This is a genomic window from Lentzea sp. NBRC 105346, assembly GCF_030269605.1.
Taxonomy (GTDB): Bacteria; Actinomycetota; Actinomycetes; order Mycobacteriales; family Pseudonocardiaceae; genus Lentzea.
Genome location: NZ_BSTQ01000002.1, coordinates 814,130 through 837,120, shown reverse-complemented (window position 1 = coordinate 837,120; position 22,991 = coordinate 814,130). Strand labels below are relative to the sequence as shown.

The following is a 22,991-nucleotide window of genomic DNA, read 5'->3' as shown; positions in this document are numbered from 1 at the left end:
GGCGACCACGCACCCAGAGTGGGGCGCGTCTGGTGGGCACGTACGGAACGCGATTGGGGCTTGACTTGGGGTGCGGTGTGGTAGCCCTTGTTGGGCCGGCAGATCGTGATCTGCCGGCGGAGCCGGCCCACCACGCCGCGAGGGGCCCCAAGTCAAGCCCCAATCGCGGCGCCGAAGGCGCCCCGGAAGACGCAGCGCCCCACGACACCGGCAGCCAAGAACCCGTTGCAAGTAGCGGCATCAGCGAGCCGAAAACCGGCCTTGCCACTCAATAATCGGGCATTGCGCCGTTCCACGTGGCGGCACGCGATCGACGAAGTTCGAGGTGGACAAACCATGTCTGAGACCGCACAAGTGATGTCGGACCCCGCGATGTGGCCCGCCTCGCTGGTCGAGTTGCTCACGCCGGCCCAGCGCGCCGAGATGTTGCTGGCGTGGAACGACACCGATGACCCTTTGCTGGACGAGCACCTGCACGAGCAGTTGGAGCGGCAGGCGCGAACGACACCGGACGACATCGCGCTGGTATGTCACGGAGAACGTCTGTCCTATGTAGAGCTCAACGTGCGGGCCAACCGGCTGGCGCGGGTGCTGGTGAGCCGGGGCGCCGGGCCGGAGTCGCTGGTGGCGCTGGCGTTGCCGAGGTCGCTCGACCTGGTGGTCGGGTTGTTCGCCGTGCTCAAGGCCGGGGCGGGGTATGTGCCCGTCGACATCGCCTACCCACCGGACCGGATCGCGTACCTGCTGGAGGACGCGCGACCGATGCTGGTGATCACCTCCGCAAAGGTGGCCGCCGAGCTGCCGGGGGAGACCGAGCGGTTGGTCGTCGATACGCCCGATGTCGTCGAAGAGCTGAGTGCCAGGGCGGCGAACGATCTCGACGTCGAGCGGCCCGCGCCGGCGCATCCCGCCTATGTCATCTACACGTCCGGATCCACCGGGAAACCGAAGGGCGTGGTGGTCTGCCACGGCGGGCTCACCAACCTGTCCCACAACTACCGGGTGAACGTGTTCGATCCCGTCGCCAAAGGCGGGCGGCTGCGGCTGCTGCACTCGGCGTCGTTCTCGTTCGACGCGTCCCTCAGTCCCGTGGCGGGTATGGCGTCCGGGCACGAACTGCACCTGATCGACGACGACACCCGCCGGGACGCCGACGCGGTCGCCGAGTACGTCGCCGCGCACCGCATCGACTACCTCGACCTCACGCCGACCTACTTCCAGCAGCTCGCCGCAGTCGGTGTCACGGAACCGGGCGGGCATGTGCCGCGCGCGGTCAACCTCGGTGGTGAGGCGGTTCCGCAGTCGTTGTGGACGGAGCTCGCCGGGCGCGGCGACCTGGTCGGTTACAACACCTACGGCCCGACCGAGTGCACGGTCGACGCGCTGTTCTGGCGGATCGCCGACAGCGACCGGCCGTTGATCGGCGTGCCGATTCGCAACGCGCGGCTGTACGTGCTCGACTCGAACCTGCGGGTGGTTCCGCCCGGCGTCACGGGGGAGCTGTACGTCGCGGGTGCCGGTGTCGCGCGCGGGTACCTGAACCGGGCCGCGCTGACCGCCGAGAGGTTCGTCGCCGACCCGTTCGGCCCGCCGGGGTCGCGGATGTACCGGACCGGCGACCTGGTCAGCTGGACCGAGGACGGAAAGATCGACTTCGTCGGTCGCGTCGACGACCAGGTGAAGATCCGCGGGTTCCGGATCGAGCTCGGTGAGATCGAGAACGCGCTCGCCGGACATCCGGACGTCGCCAACGCCGCGGTGATCGTGCGGGAGGATCGCCCCGGCAGCAAGCAGCTCGTGGCCTACGTGACCCCGAAGGCGGTACCCGATGCGGCGGTGCTGCGCGCGCACGTCGCCGCGCTGCTGCCCGAGTACATGGTGCCGGCGGCGGTCGTCGCACTTGACGCGCTTCCGTTGACCCCCAACGGAAAGCTGGATCGCAAGGCGCTGCCCGCGCCCGACCTCGCGGACGCGGTGAGCACGGCAGAACCCCGGACGCCCGAGGAGAAGCTCCTCTGCGAGCTGTTCGCCGAGGTGCTGGGCCTGCCCCGTGTCGGTGTCGACAGCAGCTTCTTCGACCTTGGCGGCGACAGCATCGTCGCCATCCAGCTGGTGAGCCGCGCCCGCCGCGCGGGCCTGCGGTTCAGTTCGCGCGACGTGTTCCAGCGCAAGACCGCCGAGGCGCTCGCGCTCGTTGCCGACCGGGTCGTCTCACCGATCGCGGAAAGCACCGAAACGCGGATCGGGCCGGTCACCCCGACACCGATCATGCACTGGCTGCGCGAGTGGACCGCGTCCAGCACGCGGTACAACCAGTCGATTCTCGTGCGCGTGCCCGCCGAGCTCGGTGAGGACCGGCTCGTCGCGGCGATCCAGGCGTTGCTCGACCACCACGACGCGTTGCGCATGCGGGTGGTGCACACGCCCGCCGGGCAGACGCTCTCCGCCGAGATCACGCCGGTCGGGTCGGTCGATGCGGCCGGTTTCGTGCATCGCGTCGACGTGACCGGGCTCGACGACGAACGGCTCGACGCCGTCGTCGCCGAGCAGACCGCTCGTGTGGAAGGACTTCTGGACCCGGAAGCCGGCGAGATGGTCCGGGCCGTGTGGTTCGACGCCGGGCCGCGGCGGCCCGGCAGGCTGCTGCTGGTGATCCACCACATCGTCGTCGACGGCGTGTCCTGGCGGATCCTGCTGGCCGACCTGACCGCCGCGTGGCAGGCGATCGCGGCCGGCGACCGCCCGCGCCTCGAGCCGGTGCCGACGTCGTTCCGGCAGTGGGCCCGGCGGCTGGCCGAGCAGGCGTCGTCGCCGGAACGGGTCGCGGAGCTGCCGTTGTGGACCGGCATCCTGGACGGCCCCGGCTCGGCGCTGACCGAGCGGCCGCTGCAGCCCGCGCGCGACGTGGCGGGCACCCTGCGCGCGCTGACCGTCGACCTGTCCGCCGAACGGACGGCGCCGCTGCTGAGCAGCCTGCCGGCCGCGTTCCACGCGGGCGTCAACGACGTGCTGCTCGCGGGTCTCACGCTCGCGCTCGCGGACTGGCGCCGCCGGCGCCGGGGCACTTCGAACAGCGACATCGTGATCGACCTCGAAGGGCACGGCCGCGAGGAGATCGTGGACGGGGTGGACCTCTCCCGCACGGTCGGCTGGTTCACCAGCGTGTTCCCCGTCCGGCTCGACGCCGGGGTGACCGACCTGGCCGAGGTGACCACGGGCGGCATCGCGGCGGCCGACGCGATCAAGCGGGTCAAGGAACAGCTGAACGCCTTGCCCGACAAGGGCATCGGCTACGGCATGCTGCGCTACCTCAACCCCGAGACGGCTCCGTCGCTCGCCGGGGCGCCGACGCCTCAACTGTGCTTCAACTACCTCGGCCGGTTCGGGGCCGACGCCGAGCGCGACTGGACGATGGCCGGTGGCCAGGACGTGCTGGACAGCGGCATGGCGCCGGACCTGCCACTGCCGTACGCCGTGGAGGTCAACGCGCTGACCCGCGACGACGCCGACGGTCCGCGGCTGAGCGCGACCTGGACGTGGGCGGGCGAAGCACTGTCCGAAGAGGACATCGCCGACCTCGCGGAGTCGTGGTTCACCGCACTCGACGCCCTCGTGCGCCATGCCGGAACCGGCGGGCGCACTCCCTCCGACCTGCCGCTGGTATCCCTGTCGCAGCGGGAGATCGAGCGGCTGGAGGAGCGGCTGCCCGCGGTGGACGACATCCTGCCGCTGTCGCCGTTGCAGGAAGGCCTGCTGTTCCACACGCTGTACGACGACAAGGGCATCGACGTCTACATCGGACAGACGGTCGTCGACCTGCGCGGCCCGCTCGACGTGGAAGTGCTGCGCGCCGCCTGCCGGGCGCTGCTCGACCGGCACGCCAACCTGCGCGCCGGGTTCTGGCACACCGATGTCGCACAGCCGCTGCAGTACATCCCGCGCGACGCCGACCTGCCCTGGCAGGAGATCGACCTGTCCACCATGGAGGAGTTCGCCCACGAGGAACTGGTGAACGCCCTGCTGGCGCAGGAACAACGCAGCAAGTTCGACCCGGCGCGACCACCTCTGATGCGGTGCACTCTGGTCCGCGTCGGACCGGAGGCGCACCGGCTGCTGATCACGAGCCATCACCTGCTGATGGACGGGTGGTCGACCCCGCTGATCGCGCGGGATCTGCTCGCGCTCTACGACGGGCTGCGCGGGCGCGGCGCGCTCCCACCCGTTCGCCCCTATCGCGACTACCTCGCCTGGCTCGCCGAGCAGGACCGCCCGGCGGCGGAGGCGGCGTGGCGGCAGGCTTTCACCGGACTCGACGAACCCACCCGGCTCGCGCCCGCGGATCCCGGCCGGGTGTCCGTGACTCCCGCGCAGCTGACCGAGGAGCTCTCCGCCGAGCTGACCGAAGCGTTGCGGCGGCAGGCCCGCAGGCATGGTCTGACGATCAACACGGTGCTGCAGGGCGTCTGGGGACTGCTGCTCGCGCGGCTCACCGGCCGCACGGACGTCGTCTTCGGCACCACGGTGTCCGGCCGGCCGCCGGAGCTGCCCGACGTCGAGAACATGGTCGGGTTGTTCATCAACACGCTGCCGGTCCGGGTCACGCTCGATCCGGCCGAGTCGCTGGCCGAGCTGCTCGTGCGGATCCAGGACCAGCAGGCCGCGCTGATGCCGCACCAGTACCTCGGCCTGGCCGACATCCAGCGCCTCACCGGCGTCGGGGAGTTGTTCGACACCACCACGATGGTGGAGAACTACCCGTTCGAGACCGACGGGACCGGGGCGGACGGCGACCTGCGGATCGCCGCGGTGGAGGACCGCGACACCAGCCACTACCCGCTGGCGATCGTGCTGACACCGGGGGAGCGGCTGCGGGTGCGGCTGGACTACCGCACGGACGTGTACGGCGCGGACGCCGTCGCCGCGATCATGCGCCGCGTGGTGCGGCTGCTCACCAGCGTCGTCGAGGAAGAGGACCTGCTCGTCGGACGGCTCGACCTGCTCGAAGCCGACGAGCGCCGGCTCGTGCTGGAACAGTGGAACGACACCGCGGCCGACGTGCCCCTGGCGAGCGTGCCCGAGCTGTTCGCCACGCAGGTCCGGCGGGACGGCGATGCGCCCGCGCTGCTGTCGGGTGACCAGGTTCTGTCCTATGTGGACCTCGATGAGCGGGCGAGCAGGCTGGCCGGTCTGCTCGTGGCGCGGGGGATCGGCGCCGAGCAGTTCGTCGCGGTCGCCGTGCCACGCTCGGTCGAGATGGTCGTGGCGCTGCTCGCCGTGCTCAAGGCGGGCGCGGCGTACCTCCCGGTGGACACGGAGTATCCGCGCGACCGCATCGCCTACATGCTCGACGACGCCCGCCCCGCGCTGACGCTGACCACCGCGGGCGTCGCGGATCGGCTGCCGGACGGCACGGCGACGCTGTTGCTGGACGACCCGGCCACCGTCGAGCTCCTGGACGCCACGCCTCCGGCTGCGGACGCCCCGATCTCGCCGCAGCAGCCCGCGTACCTCATCTACACCTCCGGCTCGACCGGCCGGCCCAAGGGCGTGGTGGTGCCCCACCGCGGCGTCGCCAGCCTGCTGGCCGCTCAGATTGAACGGTTCGAGGTCGGCCCTGGGTGCCGGGTGCTGCAGTTCTCCTCACCCAGTTTCGACGCGGCGTTCTGGGAACTGTGCATGGCACTGCTGTCCGGCGCCGCACTCGTCGTCGCGCCCCCGGAACACCTGGCGCCCGGAGACCCGCTCGCGGACCTGTTGCGCGGGCACCGGGTCACGCACGCGACCATCCCGCCGGTGGCGCTGGCCGCGATGCCGGCCGAGACCGACCTGCTCGCCGGCGGCACGCTGGTCGTGGCCGGTGAGGCGAGCGCACCGGAACTCGTGGCCAGGTGGTCGCAGGGCCGCCGGATGATCAACGCGTACGGACCGACCGAGTCGACCGTGTGCGCGTCGATGAGCGCACCGCTGACCGGTGCGGGGCTGCCGCCCATCGGCCGTCCGATCACCAATACACAGACCTATGTCCTGGACGGCAACCTCATGCCGGTTCCACCCGGCGTGCGGGGCGAGCTCTACATCGCGGGCGAGGGACTGGCGCGCGGCTACCTCAACCGTCCGGGCCTGTCGGCGGAACGGTTCGTCGCCTGCCCGTTCGGGCCGCCCGGCTCGCGGATGTACCGCACGGGCGACCTCGTCCGCGCGAACGCCGACGGTGACCTGGTCTTCTGCGGCCGGATCGACCACCAGGTGAAGATCCGTGGTTTCCGCATCGAGCTCGGCGAGGTCGAGTCGGTGCTGGCACAGCACCCGAGCGTCGCGCAGGTGACCGCGGTGGTGCGGGAGGACCGTCCCGGTGTCCGGCAGCTCGTCGCCTATGTCGTGCCCCGAGCTGACGGACCGATCGACTCGGGTGCGCTCCGGCGGCACGCGGGCGAGTCGCTGCCGGACTACATGGTGCCCGCCGCGATCGTCGCGTTGACCGAGCTGCCGCAGACACCCAACGGCAAGCTCGACCGCGCGGCCCTGCCCGCGCCCGATCTGTCCACAGTGGCCGGTGGACGCGAGCCGGGGACACCCGTCGAACGGACCTTGTGCGGGCTGTTCGCCGAGCTGCTCGGCCTGTCCCGGGTCGGCGTGGACGACAGCTTCTTCGACCTCGGTGGCGACAGCATCATCTCCATCCAGCTGGTGAGCCGCGCTCGCCAGGCCGGTGTCGAGCTCACGCCACGGGAGGTGTTCGAGCACAAGACCCCCGCGATGCTCGCCTCGATCGCGCGTCAGGTCGACCGGGCCGCGGCGGAGCCGGCCCGCCCGGACACCGGTGTCGGGCAGGTGCCCGCCACGCCGGTCATGCGCTGGATCGCCGAGCGCGGCGGCCCGATCCGCCGGTTCCACCAGTCGATGGTGCTGCAGGTGCCCGCCGGGCTGCGGGAGGAGCATCTCGTGGCCGGGGTCCAGGCGGTGCTGGACCGGCACGACGCCCTGCGCGCCAGGCTGAACACCGCGAACGGGACGCTGGACGTACCGGCGCCGGGAGTGGTCCGCGCGGCGGGCCTGGTGCGGCGGGTCGACGCGCACAACCTCGACGACCTGCGCGCGGCGATCGCGGAACACCTCGACGCGGCGGTGGCACAGCTCGACCCGGCGGCCGGTCGATTGGTGCGGGTGGTGTGGTTCGACGCCGGTCCGCACCGGTCCGGCCGGTTGCTGGTCGTCGTGCACCACCTGGTGGTCGACGGTGTCTCCTGGCGCATCCTGGTGCCGGACCTCGCCGCCGCGTGCGAGGCGGTCAGCGCCGGGCGGGCCGCGGCACTCGAGCCGGTCGGCACGTCGTTGCGGACGTGGTCGGAACGGCTCACGCGGGCGGCTTCGGAGGAGCAACGGCTGCGCGAGCTTCCGTTGTGGACCGCACAGCTCGACGGGCCCGACCCGCTGTTCGGCGACCGCGCCCTCGACCTGACGACCGACGTGATGTCCACGGCACGCGAGCTCGTCCTGGCCCTGCCTGCCGAGCGCACTTCACCGTTGCTGACCACCGTGCCCGCCGCCTACCACGCCGGAGTCAACGACGTGCTGCTCACCGGCCTGGCGCTCGCCGTCGCGGACTGGCGGCGCCGGCGTTCGCGCGGCGGGGACGGCACCGTGCTGCTCGACCTGGAGGGACACGGCCGCGAGGAGTCCGTGGCCGGCGCGGACCTGTCCCGCACCGTCGGCTGGTTCACCAGTCTCTACCCGGTCCGGCTCGACCCGGACGTGCGGGACTGGGCGGAGCTGTGGCGCGGCGGCGGGGAAGCGGGCCGGGTGCTCAAGCGGATCAAGGAGCAGCTGCGCGCGTTGCCGGACAACGGCATCGGCTACGGGCTGTTGCGGCACCTGAACCCGGACACCGCGGCGGTACTCGCGGACCGGCCCGCCCCGCAGCTCGGGTTCAACTACCTGGGCCGGTTCCCCGTGTCCACCCGGCCCGCGGACTGGTCGGCGGCGGCCGAGGCCGAGCCGCTCGGGGCCGGCGCGGACGCCGGGATGCCGATGACGCACGCGCTGGAGGTCAACGCGCACACCGAGGACCACCCGGCCGGGCCGCGGCTGGTCGCGACCTGGACGTGGCCGGACGGACTGCTCACCGAAGCCGATGTCCGCGACCTCGCGGAGACCTGGTTCCGTGCGCTGGACGTGCTCGGCGGGCTCGGCGCCGCCTCCGACGCGGGTGGTCACACGCCGTCGGACCTGTCGCTGGTGTCGCTGTCCCAGGACGAGATCGACCTGCTGGAAGCCGACTGGCTCACGACATGACGAAGCGCGGGGCACCGCTGGCATGCGGTGCCCCGCGCTTCGTGGTTGTCAGTCCCCGACCCCAGTTGTGTCTATTGTGGACGGACGCTTCAGCGCAGGGGCGTCCGATGGTGAAATTCGTGTGAAAAGAGAAATACCGCGGTTCGGCTCAGATCAGGCCGAGCTGTGCGGCGCGAACCCCCGCCTGGAACCTGCTTCGAGCGTCCAAGCAGCTCATGGACGACGCGACGTCGTTGCGGACGGTACGGACGCTCACCCCGATGCGCCGTGCCACCGCCTCGTCGGTGAGACCTTCGGCGAGCAGCCGGAGGATCAGCTCACTGCGCGCTGGCGGACTGGTCGCCGCCTCGGCGGCCGTCGCGCTGGGAACCGGCCTGCCTCGTTCCCACATCCGGTCGACGAACTGGCAAAGCGATTGCAGTGCCGATGTGCGCACCAGCTCGCTCTGCTCGCCGTCGAACAGCACGCCCACGGTGCGATCCATGATCAGAGCGCGTACCGGCACGTGATGCACGGCCCTGGGTACGACGCCTCGGGCGCCGAGCCATCGGGCGAAAGTGATCACCGCGGGTTCGTGGACGAAATCGGCCGACCAAACCAAGCGCAACGAGCCGGTCCGGCGCAGTACGAGATCGACGACCTGGCTGGAGAACTCGAATGAGTCGGGTGAGTAGGTGGACACCAGTAGCGACACTTCCCGCCTGACTCCCATCAGCAGGTTTTCGATGGAAGGGAAGGATGAGTCGGTCAACGGTCTTGTTGCTAGTTCACTCATGACATCCCTCGCTCAGCAGCGGATTGTGATGAGGGGGTTTTCGTGGTTGATGTCGATGTCATTGTTCGTGCCATCGGTTTAGCCGGGTCACGGTGTGGGGCAGCCGTTCGGCCAGAACAGGCCGTCCGCGCAGAGGGCCGGTTCGCCTGCGGTCGTGGGAGCGTTCTCTTGCGCGTCTGCGGTGCCGCAGAACAGAAAGCAGGAGATCGCGGTCGACGCGAACAAGGCGGCAAGACGAGTGTGAGAAACAAGCTTCAGCATGGTTTCACCCCTGGATGAAGAATCTTCGCTTCCCGTTTTCGATCGGGATTGCGCTGTGCCACCAATCAATCTCATCGGTGGGGTCCGGGCCAGGGGTTCGAGGTGTCCGAACCCGGACGGGGGGTGTCAAGAACTGGCCAAAGCCGCTGATTATTGGTTGATTTCTCACCAAGGCCAACGCCCCGTGACCGGGGGAGTTACTAGCTGATGGTCATCCTGCCGTGCTGGAGCGCGGCAGGTCGATCCCAGCGGGGCCGTCCGGTTGCGGACTGTCCGCGATGTGACAACCCCCGCCGGCGAAGCCGGCCGGTTGCGCGAGCGACAATGGGGATCAGGTGGGGGAGTCGCGAAAGGATGAAACATGGAGCCCCGGCGCGATCAGGGCGAGAAGCGACAGTGTCCACCGCAGCAGGAATGCCCCGAAGAAGAACTTGGAACCGAGCACGGCGCCGCGGATCCCGCTACGGAACCTCCGCTGCCGTATTGGGTCGATCCGAACTGGTGACGCGAGCGGGTCAGTCCGCTTCCGGGTCGCCAGAGCTACCCGGCAGCTTGACCAGGTTCGAGCGGGCCGCGGCGAGACCCAGCTGGAATCGGGTCTCGATGTCGAGCCGTTCGAACAGGGTGTTCAGGTAGCGCCGCAACGTGCGGGTCGAGATCGCGAGCCGCCGGGCGATGGCCTCGTCGGTCTTGCCGAGGGCCAGCTCGGACAGGATGGCGAGCTCGATCTGCTCGAACACGGCGTCGTCGTACTCGATCGAGCTGACCGGCTGAGCCTGTTGCCACACGTGCTCGAAGATCTGCTTGAGGAAGTCCAGGACCACCGGGTCGCGCAGGATGCCCGCGCCGGGGCCCTGCTGGGCGGGAAGCGGCACCAGCGCCACCTCACCGTCCAGCAGGATCATCCGGGACGGTGGCATCGCCGCGGTCCGGACCTCGCCACCGAGGTCCTGCAGCATCCGCATGTACTGGACGGCCTCCGTCTGGCGCCTGGCCGAATGCGGCCACACCACCCGGTAGTTGATGCCCCGTTCCAGTAGTGAGCGGTCGAGGTCGGACCCGGCGCGGAGCACCTCGATCGGCGCCATGGTCGGGTGCACCGCGAGCACCTGGTTCTGTGCCTGGTTCGCGAGGTCGGCGAGACGCTGGCGGACCTGGTCGCCGCCGCAGATCACCTCGGTGCTCGACTGCATGTGCCGCTTGCGGTACGCGTCGTGATAGATCGAGTCGAAGCTGCCGAGCGTCCGGCGCACCTGGTCGCCCCAGCGCGTCAGGTTGTGCACCTGCGTCTGCATGGGAGCGAGGGTCTCGGCGATGGCCGTGTCCGGCGAGACGGCTTCCCACTGCGCCCGGTCCTCGAGCGTCGGCCGGATCAGCTTGTACTCGGCGAGCTCGGCCAGCGCCGAGGCCACCTGTTCGGCCGGAATTCCGGTGGCGGCACAGCATTGTGCCGCGTCGGCCGGTCCCTCTGTCAGGAATCTGTACACGTCGACAGAGTCCTGTCCCACATGAGCGATGTCGTCGAACCGCCGCCCGTCGCTGTCCACCCGCTACCCCCAGCGTCCGCTATAGCGTATGAGCCGACGCTACACCGACCTGAAGGGGCGCGAACACCGTTCGTCACCATTGAAACCTGAATAGTAAGTAACGGCGACACTCTGCGTCGTTGCGACGTCACAGCGAGATAACACCGCGGCGCGGGACTCCGGCAGATGGGGGTGGGTTTAGCCGGAGCCCCGCTCGATGCGGGCGGCGGCGACCCTGGGGTCGCCTGCCCGAGGCATTCGTTCTCGTACCGGATCAGGAGACGGCACGCGGCCCCGCGAGGGCAACCGCGTTGCAGCAACGTGCGGTTTAAGTCGTTAGCCAGTGCAAGTAACTGCATCGCGATTGATCGGTGTGACCGGACGTCCCGAGACTGGCCAGACGCAATGGGACCGAGAAATCGTTCCGGAAACACTGGAGGCGTCACTCGTGGCCGAATACACCGCTGTTGAAGTTTCCACGAGTCCGCTCGCACCGCGCCGGCCGAAGGTGTTGCTGTCCAGCGTCTCGTCCGACTCGCACACGTGGAATCTCGTGTTCCTCCAGTTGCTGCTGGAGGAGACCGGGCACGACGTGGTGAACATCGGCGCCTGCGTGCCGGACGACCTGCTGGTCGCCGAGTGCGCCGAGCACCGGCCGGACGTAGTGGTCATCAGCACCGTGAACGGCCACGGCGCGGCCGACGGCAAGCGGCTGATCACCCGGATCCGCACCGACCCCGCGCTGCGCGGGCTGACCGTCGTCATCGGCGGCAAGCTCGGTGTCGCGGGCGCGGCGGACCACTCCTGCGCCGCGGAGCTGGTCGACGCGGGCTTCGACGCGGTGTTCCAGGACAACGCCGATGTCGGCGACTTCCTGGGGTTCATCGAGTCGTCGGTGCCGTCACTGGAAGTGGGCGTTTGATGGCTGTCCCCGCTCGGCCCTCGTTCGCGGGCCACGTTCGATCCGTCGCGGCGAGCGGTGGCCTCGTGGTGCAGCCCCGCATGGGCTTCGGCGATCCACAGCGGATGCTACACGGCCTGCTCGCCACCAAGCACGCCGCCGCGCACACGGCCGGCACCATCACCCTGGACAGCTACACCAGGGTCGGCGACTTCGCCGCGGTGCTCGAGGCGATCGACAACGATGTCGAGCTCAACGGTTACCCGATCGCCAGTATCGACCCGTTCGTCACGCTGTCCATGTTGGACACTGTCGGCCACCCTCGATTCCCGGTCCAGGTGCGCCACGGCAGTGCGTTGCCCACGGCGGTCTTCGACGCGATGGTCGGACTCGGCCTCGATGCCACCGAGGGCGGCCCCGCCTCGTACTGCCTGCCCTACAGCCGCGTTCCGCTGAGCCGTGCGGTACAGGAGTGGGCGGCCTGCTGCGAGCGGTTCGCCGAACTGAGCGAGTTCGGCTTCGAGCCGCACCTGGAGAGCTTCGGCGGGTGCATGCTGGGGCAGCTCTGTCCCCCGAGCCTGCTCGTGGCGATCACCGTGCTGGAAGGGCTCTTCTTCCGGCAGCACGGGGTCCGCAGCGTCTCACTGAGCCTCACCCAGCAGACCCACGCCGGGCAGGACCTGGAGGCACTGGCCGCGTTGCACGCGCTGGCCGCGGAGAAACTGTCCGACATCGACTGGCACGTCGTCCTGTACGCGTACATGGGCGTGTACCCGCGCAGCCCGCGAGGCGCGCTCAGCCTGCTCGCGGACGCGACCTCCCTGGCCGTGCGAGGCGGCGCCGCCCGGCTGATCGTCAAGACGGTCGCCGAGTCATACCGGATTCCGACGATCGCCGAGAACGTCGAGGCACTGGAGTTCGCCGCCGTGCGAGCGCGCCAGACCACCGTGGGCGAACCTCCGGAGGACACCGGCGTCCTGGCCGAGGCGCGAACGTTCGTGGACGCCGTGCTCGAGCTGCACTCCGACGTCGGCAAGGCCATCGTGCGCGCTTTCGCCTCCGGATACCTGGATGTGCCGTACTGCCTGCACGCGGACAACACGGGCCGCTCGCGCAGCTACCTCGACAACACCGGCCGCCTGCGGTGGTCATCGGTGGGTGCCATGCCGATCCGGGCCGACGGCACCGCGGGGCCGGCGGCCGTGTCGAGCTCCGACCTGTTGACCGCCCTCAGTTTCATCCAGCGTCGATATGACGAGGCGGCGAGCGTCCGTGCTGGGATCGGCGAACCCGGGAAGATCGAGTCAGGTTCGTGTCGTTGAGCGGTCGTGGTGCGCCAAGCCGGCACTACGGACGCTGGAATGCTCCTAGCGGACACCCGCCGCGATCCGGCAGCGGTCCTCGTCGAGTGGCCGGCGCAGAGCGGAGTACAGCTCGGCCGCTTCGAGGAACAGCGCGGCGGCCTGGGTGGTCTGCCCGGCCGCCCGGCGCAGTTCGGCCCGGACCTCCCACAGCGCGGCCGACCACGGGCCGCCCTGCCACAGCCCGCTGATCCGTTCCGCCTCGGCCAGGTGCCGCCGAGCGCGGCCCAGGTCGTTCGCACGCGCGCAGGCCCGTGCCGCCTCGATCCGGAAACCCATCGAGCACGGATCGCACACGTGTGCCGCCTCCGCGAGCAGGCGCTCGCCATCGCGGACCGCGCCGAGTGCCTCGACCAGGCCGCCGGCCGCGAGCACGCGCAGTCCGTGGATTCGGATGATCAGGTGGGACCGGATGCCCGACGAGCGCGCGAGCGGCATGGCCCGGTCGAGCAGTGCGACGGCGGCGGCCCGGTCGCCGCGCCGGACCTGTGCTTCCGCGGATCGTTCGAGCGCGATGCTCTGTGCCGAGAGGCAGCCGGCCTCCTCGGCGTCCGCCAGCGACCGCTCGAGGTGGACAAGCGCCTCGTCGAGCTGCCCGGACAGCAGCGCGAACTCACCGAGCAGCAGTTGGGCCAGCGCGCGGCCGGCCGGCGAGTCCGCCTCGGCCGCGATGCCGAGCAGGTCGCGGCCGAACGACTCGGCGCCCTCGTGGCCTTCCGGTCCGTACAGGTAGAACTCCTGGAAGCACAGGTGCGCGTCGAACACGGCGCCCTCCAGGTCGGCCGACCGCCGGACGGAGTCGGCGAACTCCTGCCGGAACTGTTCGTGCCAGGTGCCGCGCGCGTAGGCGACGAGGGCGAGCAGCGTGGACGCCTCGCCCAGCTCGTGCCCGAGGTTCGCGTCCAGCGCCAGCGCACGGGCCTGCTTGGCCAGCCGCTCGGCCTCCTCGACGTTGCGCCGTCCCCAGGCGACCAGTCCGTTGGCGAGTGTCACCGCCACCGTCTGCTCCGCCGACGGCGGCTCGGCGCCCTCGGCCAGCGCCGTTTCGTAGAGCGCGACCGTCTCGGCGTCCGGCCCGACGCCGATGCGCTCCCGCAGCGCCTCGCGGAGCTGTTCGAACTGGCGCAACGCCTCGCGGCGCCGCCCGGCCGCGAGGTGGCGGCGCATCAGCGCGCGGTGCGCCTCCTCGTCGGTCTCGTCCAGCTCCAGCAGGCGGGTCCAGTCCCCGGCGGCCCGCAGCAGCGCGGTGTGGCGGGTTCTCGCCTTGGCCCGCCGTTCCTCCGCCCACCACTCGTACCGGTCGTCGGGCAGCACGTCGCCGCCGTACAGCGCGGCCGCGGCCGCACATGCCCGTGCGTCGCCGGACGCCAGCGCGGCGTCCGCGGCACGGTCGAACCTCTCGAGGTCGCAGTCGACGACACCGTTTGGCCACAACACGAGCACGTGGCCCTCCACATCGATCGCCTCGGGACTGCCGAGTGCCCGGCGGGCGTAGTGCACGGCCTTGCGGAGGTTCGCGCCCGCCGCCTCGGCGGGCAGGTCCGGCCAGAGCAGGTCCATCACCTGCTCGCGGTGCAGCCGGTGCCCGGCCTCGATCGCCAGGAGCTTCACCACGTCGGCGGCTCGCCGGCTGCGCCAGGCGTGGTTGGGGACGGGTTTGCCGTCCACTGTGACGCCGAACCCGCCGAGCACACGCACCTGACAGGTGGCCGGCATGGCGGAACCGTACGCCGGGCCGGCCGGGAACGCTCGGGGAACGCCGCGGGGCCTAGCGTCGATGCACAGCTTCTGAGAAAGGAGGACCGCGATGCTGTTCATGGACGTCCACAACGAACTGCCCGAAGGTGCCACCGCCAAGGACGTGGCGGAAGCCCACGCGGCGGACCTGCGCACGCAGGACCAGTACGGCGTGCGGTACATCAACTATTGGGTCGACGACCAGGCCGGCAAGGTGTTCTGCCTGGTGGAGGCCCCGGACGCCGAGGCGGCGCACCGGGTGCACCGCGAAGCGCACGGCCTCGTCGCCGACGAGATCTACCCGGTCGCGCAAGGATAGCCCGTCATGGCCGCCATCGAAGCCAAGAACCTGAGCGCACCGGAGGAAGTCCGCCGGTTCCCCCACGGCCACATCGACCTCGTCATGATCGGCGGCGTCACCGCGGGCCGGGCCGAGTTCGAGCCCGGCTGGCGCTGGTCACGCGACGTCGCGCCGATCGCGGGTACCGAATCCTGCCAGGCGTTGCACACCGGCTACGTGGTCTCCGGACGGATGCACGTCCGCATGGACGACGGCACCGAAGCCGAGGCCGGTCCCGGCGACGCCGTCCTGATCGAGCCGGGCCACGACGCCTGGATCGTCGGTGACGAATCGTGCGTTGTCCTCGATTTCACCGGACTCGCCGACTACGCCAAACAATGAACGAAGCCCCCGCTCTCGCGGGGGCTTCGCCGTGGTGATCATGCGGTTTTCCCCGGACCGCCGCCCGCACGCTCAGGGACGCAATCTCGAGTACCGGTGGATTCCCCTGGACGCTGCCCGCGGACGACGTGCTCGTCGCCGGACTCCGGTCCGGTGGCGAAGTCGTCCAGGACACCTGGCTCGCCGTCATCCGCGGCGCCGACGGCTTCCACGGGCACTCGTCGTTGCGTACGCGGGTGTACCGGATCCTGGTCAGCACGGCGAAGAAACGGGGCGTCAAGGAGAAGCGGACCGTGCCGTGGACCAGCCTCGACCCGGATGGCGGACCGACCGTCGACCCGGACCGGTTCCGCGGGCCCGACGACGCGTATCCGGGGCACTGGCGGGAGTTTCCCGAGCCGTGGGTGCTCGGCGACGAGTTTCGCCACGTGGTCGCGCGGGCACTCGTCCGAGGAGGTGTCCGCGATGCTGGAGATCTCGGCGAGCCTGGACTCGAGCGGGTATCCGGAGTGGCTCGGCCGGTGGCTCAACCCGTTGCGGTCCCGCGTTCCGGCGCCGGGTCGCCACCCAGATAGGCGGCCTTGACCCGCGGGTCCACGGCGAGCTCGGCGGCCGGTCCACTGAGGACGATCCGGCCGCTCTCCAGTACGTAGGCGCGATCGGCCAGGCGCAACGCCTGGTGCGCGTTCTGCTCGATGATCAGGATCGTCGTGCCCTCGTCGCGGATCCGGCGGACGATCTCGAGCACCTGCCGCGCCGTCTGCGGGGCGAGGCCCATGGTCGGTTCGTCGAGGGCGAGCAGCCGGGGGCGGTGCATGAGCGCACGGCCGATCGCGAGCATCTGTTGCTCACCACCGGACAGCAACCCGGCGAGCTGGCTTCGCCGCTCTCCCAGCCGCGGGAACATCTCGTAGATCTCCGCGCGTCGCTCGGTGACGACGTGGCGTTCACGGCGCTTCAGGTAGCCACCGAGCAGGAGGTTCTCGGCGACCGTGAGGGCGGGGAACACCCGTCGGCCCTCCGGTACGTGCCCGAGGCCGAGCTCGACGATCTGGTGGGCGCCGAGCCGGGAGAGGTCCTTGCCGGCGAAGAGGATCCGGCCGGCCTTGGCGCGATGCAGCCCGGTGATGGTTCGCAGGGTGGTCGTCTTCCCCGCGCCGTTGCTGCCCAGCATGGCCACGATCTCGCCCGCACCGACGTCGAACGAGATCCCCGCGAGGGCTTCGATCTGTCCATATCGGCTGGTGAGTCCCGACACCTCGAGCAGGTTCATCGCAGCACCTCCGCGACCAGATCGGGCTCCGGATCCTCAGGCATGCCAAGGTATGCCGCGATGACGCGCGGATCCCGCCGGATCTCGTCCGGCTCACCGGACGCGATCGTCTCGCCGTGTTCGAGCACGATCACGCGGTCGGACACGGACATCACCAGGCTCACGTCGTGCTCGATCAACGCGACCGCCACGCCGAGCGCCCGGATCCGACCGATCAGTCGCATCAGCTCGTGCTTCTCGGTCGGGTTCGCGCCCGCGGCCGGCTCGTCGAGCAGGATGACCCTGGGTTCACCGGCCAGGGCCCGCGCGATCTCCAGTCGCCGCCGATCGCCGTACGACAGTTCGCTCGCCCCGCGGTCACCGGCGTCCGCGAGCCCGACGAACTCGAGGGTTCGGCGGACGGCGTCGAGGTCGGTGTGGTTCGGTGGGCGGAACATGGTGCGGTTGTGGGAGAAGCGGCCGATCAGGGCGTTCTCGGCGACGGTCATGTCGTCGAACAGCCGGATGTTCTGGAACGTCCGGGTCAGCCCGGCCGCGGCGACGCGGTGCGGCGCCAGGCCGCGCAAACTGTTGCCGTTCAACGTGATGGTCCCGCGCGACGGCTCGATCACGCCGGTCACGCAGTTGAAGGCCGTCGTCTTTCCCGCTCCGTTGGGGCCGATCACGCTGACCACCTCGCCCGCGTCCAGCGTGAGGCGGAAGTCCTCCACCGCTGTCACGCCGCCGAAGTTGCGCGACAGTTCGTCGACCACCAGGCGACCCTCGGGTACCCGATCCTCGGACGGTGTGCTTTCCGCGGGCACCCGCAGCGGCCGCCGGCGGGCCGGCCACAGGCCCTGCGGCCGGGCTATCACGATGATGATCAGCAACAGTGCGAACGCAAGGCCTCGGTAGTCCCCGGCCGACCGCAACGCCTCGGGGAGCGCGACGACCACGACCGCGCCGACCATCACTCCCGGACGACTGCCCGTTCCACCGATGATCACGACGAGCAGGACGAAGAGCGACGTCAGGAAGGTGAAGTTGGACGGATCCACGGTGCCGAGCTGCGCGGCGGACAGCGGACCCGCGACGGCTCCGACCGCGGCGCCGATCACGTATGCGAGCAGCTTCGCCCGGCGGGTCGGCACACCGATCGCCTCCGCCGCGCGGTCGTCGTCCTTGATCGCGCGCCAGGCGAACGCCAGCCGCGTCCGCGCGAGCAGGCCGGTGACCGCCAGCACCACCACGAAGAAGACGAGCACGAGGTAGAAGAAGTCCTGCGGGGTGACGATCTCGGTGCCGCCGATGCGCACCGGCGGGATCCCGGTCAGCCCGTTCGGACCGCCGGTCATCTCGAGGTTGATCACGGTGATCCGGATGATCTCGCCGAACCCGAGCGTGACGATGGCCAGGTAGTCGCTGCGCAGCCGGAGTGTCGGATAGCCGATCACGACTCCCGCGACGGCCGCGGCCGCGACGGCGGCGGGCAACGTGAGCCAGAAGTCCCAGCCGAGCTTCAGGACGAGCAGGCCGGAGACGTAGGCGCCGATCGCGAAGAACGCGGCGAAACCCAGGTCGAGCAACCCGGCGTAGCCGACGACGACGTTGATGCCCAGACCGAGGATCGCGTAGATCAGCGTGCTGGCCGCCACCGTCAGTGCGTAGTCGTCCAAGAACAATCCCGTCGCGGCGATGATCACGATCATCAGCAGCCAGCCACCGTAGTCGCGCAGCATGCTCACGCCCTTTCCACGACGCGCTCGCCGAAGAGCCCGGACGGCCGGAACGCGAGAACCGCGATCAGCACCCCGAAGATGATCACGTCCGTCCACCGGGAGGAGATGTAGCCCGCGGCGAAGGACTGGATCAGTCCGATGAGGACACCCGCGACCATCGTCCCCGGCAGGTTGCCGATCCCGCCGAGCACCGCGGCCGTGAACGCGCGCAGGCCGATCAGGAAGCCCATGCCGAAGCTGATCTGGGTGTAGTAGAGGCCGTACATCACTCCCGCGGCACCCGCGAGCACGGAGCCGATCAGGAACGTCGTCAGGATCAGCCGCTCGACGTTGATGCCCTGCAACCGCGCCGCGTCCCGGTCCATCGCCAGCGCGCGCATGGCCGTTCCGGTGACCGTGCGCGTCACGAACAGCCACAGCCCGGCCATCAGCACCACCGAGAACACGACCAGCACGAGCTGCGCGTAGCCGACCCGGACCGAGCCCGCCATGAGCTGCCCGCCGTCCAGGGCGCTGGGATAGGACTTGAACCGCGCGCTGGTGAGCAGCTTGACGCCTTCCTCGAGCGCGAGCGACACGCCGATCGCCGCGATGAACAGCGAAAGCCGCCGGGCCTTCAGCAACGGCGTGTACACCACTCGCGCGATGCCCGCGCCGACGGCGCCTGAGGCGAGGCTCCCGGCGACGACGGCCGCCAGCACGGCGGGAAGCGCCAAGCCGCCGGTGACGCCGATCGCCGTCAGGACCGTGAACCCCGCGAAGGCGCCGATCATGAAGACGTCACCGTGCGCGAAGTTGATCAGCCGGATGACGCCGTAGACCATCGAGTAGCCCAGCGCGATGAGCGACAGGAACGCGCCGATGGTCAGCCCGTTGGCGAGATACTGGAAGAAATCGCTCATGCCGGCTTGACGTCGACCCACGCGGCGCCGGCGTCGTCGAGTTTCTTGTAACCGGTGAACTCGCCGTTCTTCACCGTGACCGTGATGTAGAGCAACCCTTCGCGGTCGCCCTTCTGATCGAAGCCGATCCTGCCGGTCACGCCGGCGAAGTCCTTGATCGCGTGCAGCGCCTTCGTCACTTCCGCGCCTTCGGTCGACTTCGCGTCGCCGATCGCCTTCGCCAGCACCTTGATCGCGTCGTACTCGTACACCGAGAACGGGCCGGGGTCGGCGCCGGTCTTCGACTTGTAGCTGGTCACGAACGAACTGGCGGTCGGCAGGTCCTTGGGGAGCGGCGCGGTCGTGGCGATGTAGCCGTCGGCGGCCGAGCCCGCTGTCTTGATCACCGTGGCGTCGGTCGTCGCGTCACCGCCCATGAGCGGGAACTTCAGCCCCAGCTGCGCGCGCTGCTTCAGCAGCAGGCCCGCCTCTGCGAAGTAACCGGTGTAGTACGCGACATCGGGAGTCGTGGACGCGATCTTGGTGAGCACCGGGGTGTAGTCGGACTGGCCGGGCTGCAGCGCGTCGAGGTAGACGACCTCGGCGGCGCCGGCCTGCTTGACGGAGTTCGCGGCGGCTTCGGCGAGCCCCTTCGCGTAGGTGGTGTTGTCATGCAGGATCGCGACCCGCTTGGCCTTGAGCTGGTCGGTGATGAACTTGGCCGCGAACAGCCCCTGCTTGTCGTCACGGCCGCACGTCCGGAAGACCTTGCCGTCGCCGGTGTCGGTGAGCACCGGGTTCGTGGACGCGTCCAGGACGAACGGCACGGAACGGCGACCGTAGATCGGAAGAGCCGGTACGGCGGCGCCGGAGCAGTAGCCGCCCGCGATGGCGACCGCGCCGCTGTTGAGCAGCTTCTGGGCGGCCTGCGCGCCCTGCTGGGCGCTGCACGCGTCGTCGGCCTCGATGATCTCGATCTTGCGGCCGTTGACGCCACCGGCGGCGTTGACCTCGTCGGCGGCCACCCGCGCCGCGGCGAGGATGTCCTGACCTGCTGAGGCTGAGTCGCCGGTCAGCGGGACCGGGACGCCGATCTTGATGGCACCCGACTCGCCGGAACCACCGCTGCCGGATCCGCACGACGCGAGGGGTGTGATCACCAGACTGACGCAGATCGCGGCTAACGCGCGGGAAACATGACGCATGAGGGCATCTCCCCAGTTGCTCGTACAGCGCTGTACCAGTTCGCAGAAGAGTGCTGGATCACACCGGTCGGCGGCAAGCGCCAACCTGCGGGGCCGTCGGTCTCTATGGTGTTGCCGTGGGCGCGTTGAGGCTGGGGGACAACACGTTCGGTGAGCTCCTTCGAGACCATCGGACCAGGCTCGGGCTGACCCAGCAGGCGCTGGCGGAGAAGGCTCAGCTCAGCGAGCAGGCGATCGGTGCGCTGGAACGCGGCGATCGACGGTATCCGCAGGCCGTCACCCTCGATCGGCTGGCCGGCGCGCTGGGGTTGCCGGGGCCGGAGCGGGAGAGGTTCGTGCGCGCCGCGTCGCGCAAGGGCGAGCCGCGGCGAGGTGCGGCGGCCACGCCGCGGCAGCTGCCCGCGGACGTCCCGCACCTCACGGGCAGGTCCGATGTGGCCGAGTACGTGGCGGGGGTGCTGCGTGACCCGGCCAGGGCCGCGGTGATCGCGATCAGCGGCATGGGCGGGGTGGGGAAGACCGCGCTGGCCGTCCACGTGGGCCACCTGGTCGCCGCTGACTTCCCGGACGGACAGCTGTACCTCGACCTGCAGGGGCACGGTGCGCGCGAGCCGGTGCCGCCGCTGGAGGCGCTGGGGTTGTTCCTCCGCGCGTTCGGCCTGGCCGGCGGGGACGTGCCGGGCACGGTCGACGAGGCGGCGGCCAGGTTGCGGACCGAGCTCGCCGGTCGCCGGATGTTGCTGGTCCTCGACAACGCCGCCGGTGCCGAGCAGGTGGCGCCGCTGCTGCCGGGAACCGCGGGTGCCGCCGCGATCATCACCAGCCGGCGGGCACTGCCGGCCGTTCGGCAGGCTCGGCAGGTACACCTGGACGTGCTGGCCGAGCCGGACGCTCTGGCGCTGCTGGCCGTGACGGCCGGTGCGGCACGGGTCGACGCCGAACCGGAGGCGGCCGCGGAGGTGGTGCGCCGCTGCGGCCGGTTGCCGCTCGCCGTCCGGCTCGTGGGCGCACGCCTGGCGGCGAGACCCGCCTGGCCGCTGTCCTACCTGGCGCAACGGCTGGCCGATGCGAGGGACCGGCTGGCGGAACTGGACCAGGACGAGGCCGGTGTGCGGGCCTGCTTCGCGTTGTCCATCGACGCGTTGTCGGGCAGTGACGATCCGGCCGACCGGGCCGCTGCCGCCGCGTACCCGTTGCTGGCGTGGCCCGATCTGCCGGACCTGTCCGTCGGCGTCGCGGCCGCGCTGCTCGACCGCGATGAGACGGCCACCGAACGGCTGCTCGAACGACTGACCGGCGCCAGCCTGCTGGAGGCGACCTCGCCTGGTCGTTACCGGTTGCACGACCTGCTGCGCGTGTACGGGGCCGGGCTGGCGAGCACGGAGCGGCCGGCCGCGTTGACCCGTCTCCTGGAGCGGTACGGCGCGGTCGCCTGGCATGGGCTCGCCCTGGCCAGTCCGGACTCGTCGCGACTGGCCATGGCGCCGCGCATCGCGGGCGCACCGGAGGTCGCGGACGCGTTCGGGTGGCTGGACTCCGAACGCGCCCATCTGGTCGCGGCGGTCACGCAGGCGGTGGCGGATCCCGAGGTGGATCGAGCACGGATCGCGAGCCTCGCCTTGGGACTCTTCGAGTTCTACCGCACCCGAGGGCTGTGGCACGACTGGCGGCAGGTGTGCGAGGCGGCGTTGCGCGAACCGGGGGACCGGCTGGTCCAGGCGAACCTGTTGCTCGACCTCGCCGTGGCGGAAGCCGAGATCGCGCACCACGGTCTGCGTGACTTTCGCCTTGCGCGGCAACACGTCCGCGACAGCGTCGCGCTGTTCGAGGCGCACGGCGACGACCGCATCACCGCCAGGGCGCTGACCAACGCGTGCTACGTCTTCCGGCTCAGCGGAGCCGTCGCCGAAGCCATCGCGTTCGGCGAGCAGGCCCTTGCGGTGCAAGCGCGGGTGAGTGACCACATGTGCGGCCTGACGATGGTCAACCTGGCCGAGCTTTGCGGGCTGGCCGGTGATCGCGACGCCCAGAACCGCTACCTCGCCGAGGCCATCGCCGTGCTCGAGCCACTGGACGACGCCCACGGCCTGGCCTACGCACTCGTCGTGCTGGGCATGGCGCAACGCGCGGAGGGACGGTTCCCGGAGGCGATCGCGAGCCTGCGCCGCAGTGCCGAGCAGTGGCGGCGGATCACCGACGCGCCAGGCGAGGCGAACACGTTGGTGGAGCTGGGGGACACGCTGCTGGCCGCGGGCGAGCCCGACGCGGCCAGGCAGGTGCTGACCGACGCGCTCGCGCTGATGCGCCGGTACGGCGACCCGGCCGGGGAGAAGATGGTCGCGGAGCGGTTGAGCGACAACTGTGTAGGTGATTTGTAGA

The 22,991-nt window shown here is 70.4% G+C and carries 15 protein-coding genes; 7 read left to right on the top strand and 8 right to left on the bottom strand.

Translation table 11 applies throughout. From position 1 onward, the window contains the following. Positions 1-336: 336 nt before the first annotated feature. A complete protein-coding gene (locus QSK35_RS07525; RefSeq protein ID WP_285743582.1) occupies positions 337-8,292 on the top strand; it encodes a non-ribosomal peptide synthetase in 7,956 nt (2,651 codons plus the stop codon). Between the two features lie 148 nt (positions 8,293-8,440). Here QSK35_RS07525 and QSK35_RS07520 read toward each other — a convergent pair whose 3' ends face one another. The 3 genes from QSK35_RS07520 to QSK35_RS07510 all read right to left on the bottom strand — a co-directional run bounded on the left by QSK35_RS07520 (position 8,441) and on the right by QSK35_RS07510 (position 10,815). After that, entirely contained in the window at positions 8,441-8,986 is a 546-nt protein-coding gene (locus tag QSK35_RS07520; RefSeq protein ID WP_285743580.1) for a helix-turn-helix transcriptional regulator, read from the bottom strand. 168 nt (positions 8,987-9,154) lie between these two features. Next, the gene (locus QSK35_RS07515; protein WP_285743578.1) at positions 9,155-9,328 is read right to left on the bottom strand and encodes a hypothetical protein; all 174 of its coding nucleotides are present in this window, start codon (positions 9,326-9,328) and stop codon (positions 9,155-9,157) included. Positions 9,329-9,843: 515 nt separating this feature from the next. Next, positions 9,844-10,815 (bottom strand): helix-turn-helix transcriptional regulator, encoded by a 972-nt coding sequence (locus tag QSK35_RS07510; RefSeq protein WP_285743576.1) that lies wholly within the window; start codon positions 10,813-10,815, stop codon positions 9,844-9,846. A 487-nt stretch (positions 10,816-11,302) separates the two neighbouring features. On the opposite strand from QSK35_RS07510, the gene QSK35_RS07505 reads away from it, so the two are divergent. Together QSK35_RS07505 and QSK35_RS07500 are read left to right on the top strand one after the other, a co-directional pair. Then, a complete protein-coding gene (locus QSK35_RS07505) occupies positions 11,303-11,776 on the top strand; it encodes a cobalamin B12-binding domain-containing protein (protein WP_285743573.1) in 474 nt (157 codons plus the stop codon). Further along, positions 11,776-13,077, top strand: a complete 1,302-nt coding sequence (locus QSK35_RS07500; protein WP_285743571.1) for a methylaspartate mutase — start codon at positions 11,776-11,778, stop codon at positions 13,075-13,077. The genes QSK35_RS07505 and QSK35_RS07500 overlap by 1 nt, the downstream gene beginning before the upstream one ends. A 45-nt stretch (positions 13,078-13,122) precedes the next feature. Here QSK35_RS07500 and QSK35_RS07495 read toward each other — a convergent pair whose 3' ends face one another. Beyond that, positions 13,123-14,832: an AfsR/SARP family transcriptional regulator gene (locus QSK35_RS07495; protein WP_285743569.1), complete on the bottom strand. Its 1,710-nt coding sequence runs from the start codon at positions 14,830-14,832 to the stop codon at positions 13,123-13,125. Between the two features lie 91 nt (positions 14,833-14,923). Between QSK35_RS07495 and QSK35_RS07490 the strand changes: the two genes are divergently transcribed. The 3 genes from QSK35_RS07490 (at position 14,924) to QSK35_RS07480 (ending at position 16,110) form a co-directional block, all read left to right on the top strand. After that, positions 14,924-15,172, top strand: coding sequence for a DUF4242 domain-containing protein (locus QSK35_RS07490; protein WP_285743567.1), 249 nt, complete (start codon positions 14,924-14,926; stop codon positions 15,170-15,172). A 6-nt stretch (positions 15,173-15,178) separates the two neighbouring features. Then, positions 15,179-15,535, top strand: coding sequence for a cupin domain-containing protein (locus tag QSK35_RS07485; RefSeq protein ID WP_285743565.1), 357 nt, complete (start codon positions 15,179-15,181; stop codon positions 15,533-15,535). A gap of 128 nt (positions 15,536-15,663) precedes the next feature. Beyond that, positions 15,664-16,110, top strand: coding sequence for a sigma-70 family RNA polymerase sigma factor (locus QSK35_RS07480; RefSeq protein ID WP_285743563.1), 447 nt, complete (start codon positions 15,664-15,666; stop codon positions 16,108-16,110). Here QSK35_RS07480 and QSK35_RS07475 read toward each other — a convergent pair. The 4 genes from QSK35_RS07475 to QSK35_RS07460 are packed head-to-tail and all read right to left on the bottom strand — an operon-like array spanning position 16,062 to position 20,567. Beyond that, complete coding sequence (locus tag QSK35_RS07475) at positions 16,062-16,808, bottom strand: ABC transporter ATP-binding protein (protein WP_285743562.1); 747 nt, start codon at positions 16,806-16,808, stop codon at positions 16,062-16,064. The two genes, QSK35_RS07480 and QSK35_RS07475, sit on opposite strands and share 49 nt — an antisense overlap. Then, positions 16,805-18,526 (bottom strand): branched-chain amino acid ABC transporter ATP-binding protein/permease, encoded by a 1,722-nt coding sequence (locus QSK35_RS07470; RefSeq protein ID WP_285743618.1) that lies wholly within the window; start codon positions 18,524-18,526, stop codon positions 16,805-16,807. The genes QSK35_RS07475 and QSK35_RS07470 overlap by 4 nt, the downstream gene beginning before the upstream one ends. Before the next feature lie 2 nt (positions 18,527-18,528). Then, positions 18,529-19,428, bottom strand: coding sequence for a branched-chain amino acid ABC transporter permease (locus QSK35_RS07465; RefSeq protein ID WP_285743561.1), 900 nt, complete (start codon positions 19,426-19,428; stop codon positions 18,529-18,531). Next, positions 19,425-20,567, bottom strand: a complete 1,143-nt coding sequence (locus QSK35_RS07460) for a branched-chain amino acid ABC transporter substrate-binding protein (protein WP_285743559.1) — start codon at positions 20,565-20,567, stop codon at positions 19,425-19,427. The genes QSK35_RS07465 and QSK35_RS07460 overlap by 4 nt, the downstream gene beginning before the upstream one ends. A 161-nt stretch (positions 20,568-20,728) precedes the next feature. Here QSK35_RS07460 and QSK35_RS07455 point away from each other — a divergent pair, with 161 nt between their 5' ends. Further along, complete coding sequence (locus QSK35_RS07455) at positions 20,729-22,990, top strand: ATP-binding protein (RefSeq protein WP_285743557.1); 2,262 nt, start codon at positions 20,729-20,731, stop codon at positions 22,988-22,990. Position 22,991: the final 1 nt, after the last annotated feature.

Excerpts from the sequence above, each read along its gene's own strand:
- QSK35_RS07525 (WP_285743582.1), top strand. The coding sequence starts at position 337 with ATGTCTGAGACCGCACAAGTGATGTCGGACCCCGCGATGTGGCCCGCC.
- QSK35_RS07515 (WP_285743578.1), bottom strand. The coding sequence starts at position 9,328 with ATGCTGAAGCTTGTTTCTCACACTCGTCTTGCCGCCTTGTTCGCGTCG.
- QSK35_RS07500 (WP_285743571.1), top strand. The coding sequence starts at position 11,776 with ATGGCTGTCCCCGCTCGGCCCTCGTTCGCGGGCCACGTTCGATCCGTC.
- QSK35_RS07495 (WP_285743569.1), bottom strand. The coding sequence starts at position 14,832 with ATGCCGGCCACCTGTCAGGTGCGTGTGCTCGGCGGGTTCGGCGTCACA.
- QSK35_RS07490 (WP_285743567.1), top strand. The coding sequence starts at position 14,924 with ATGCTGTTCATGGACGTCCACAACGAACTGCCCGAAGGTGCCACCGCC.
- QSK35_RS07485 (WP_285743565.1), top strand. The coding sequence starts at position 15,179 with ATGGCCGCCATCGAAGCCAAGAACCTGAGCGCACCGGAGGAAGTCCGC.
- QSK35_RS07475 (WP_285743562.1), bottom strand. The coding sequence starts at position 16,808 with ATGAACCTGCTCGAGGTGTCGGGACTCACCAGCCGATATGGACAGATC.
- QSK35_RS07470 (WP_285743618.1), bottom strand. The coding sequence starts at position 18,526 with ATGCTGCGCGACTACGGTGGCTGGCTGCTGATGATCGTGATCATCGCC.
- QSK35_RS07465 (WP_285743561.1), bottom strand. The coding sequence starts at position 19,428 with ATGAGCGATTTCTTCCAGTATCTCGCCAACGGGCTGACCATCGGCGCG.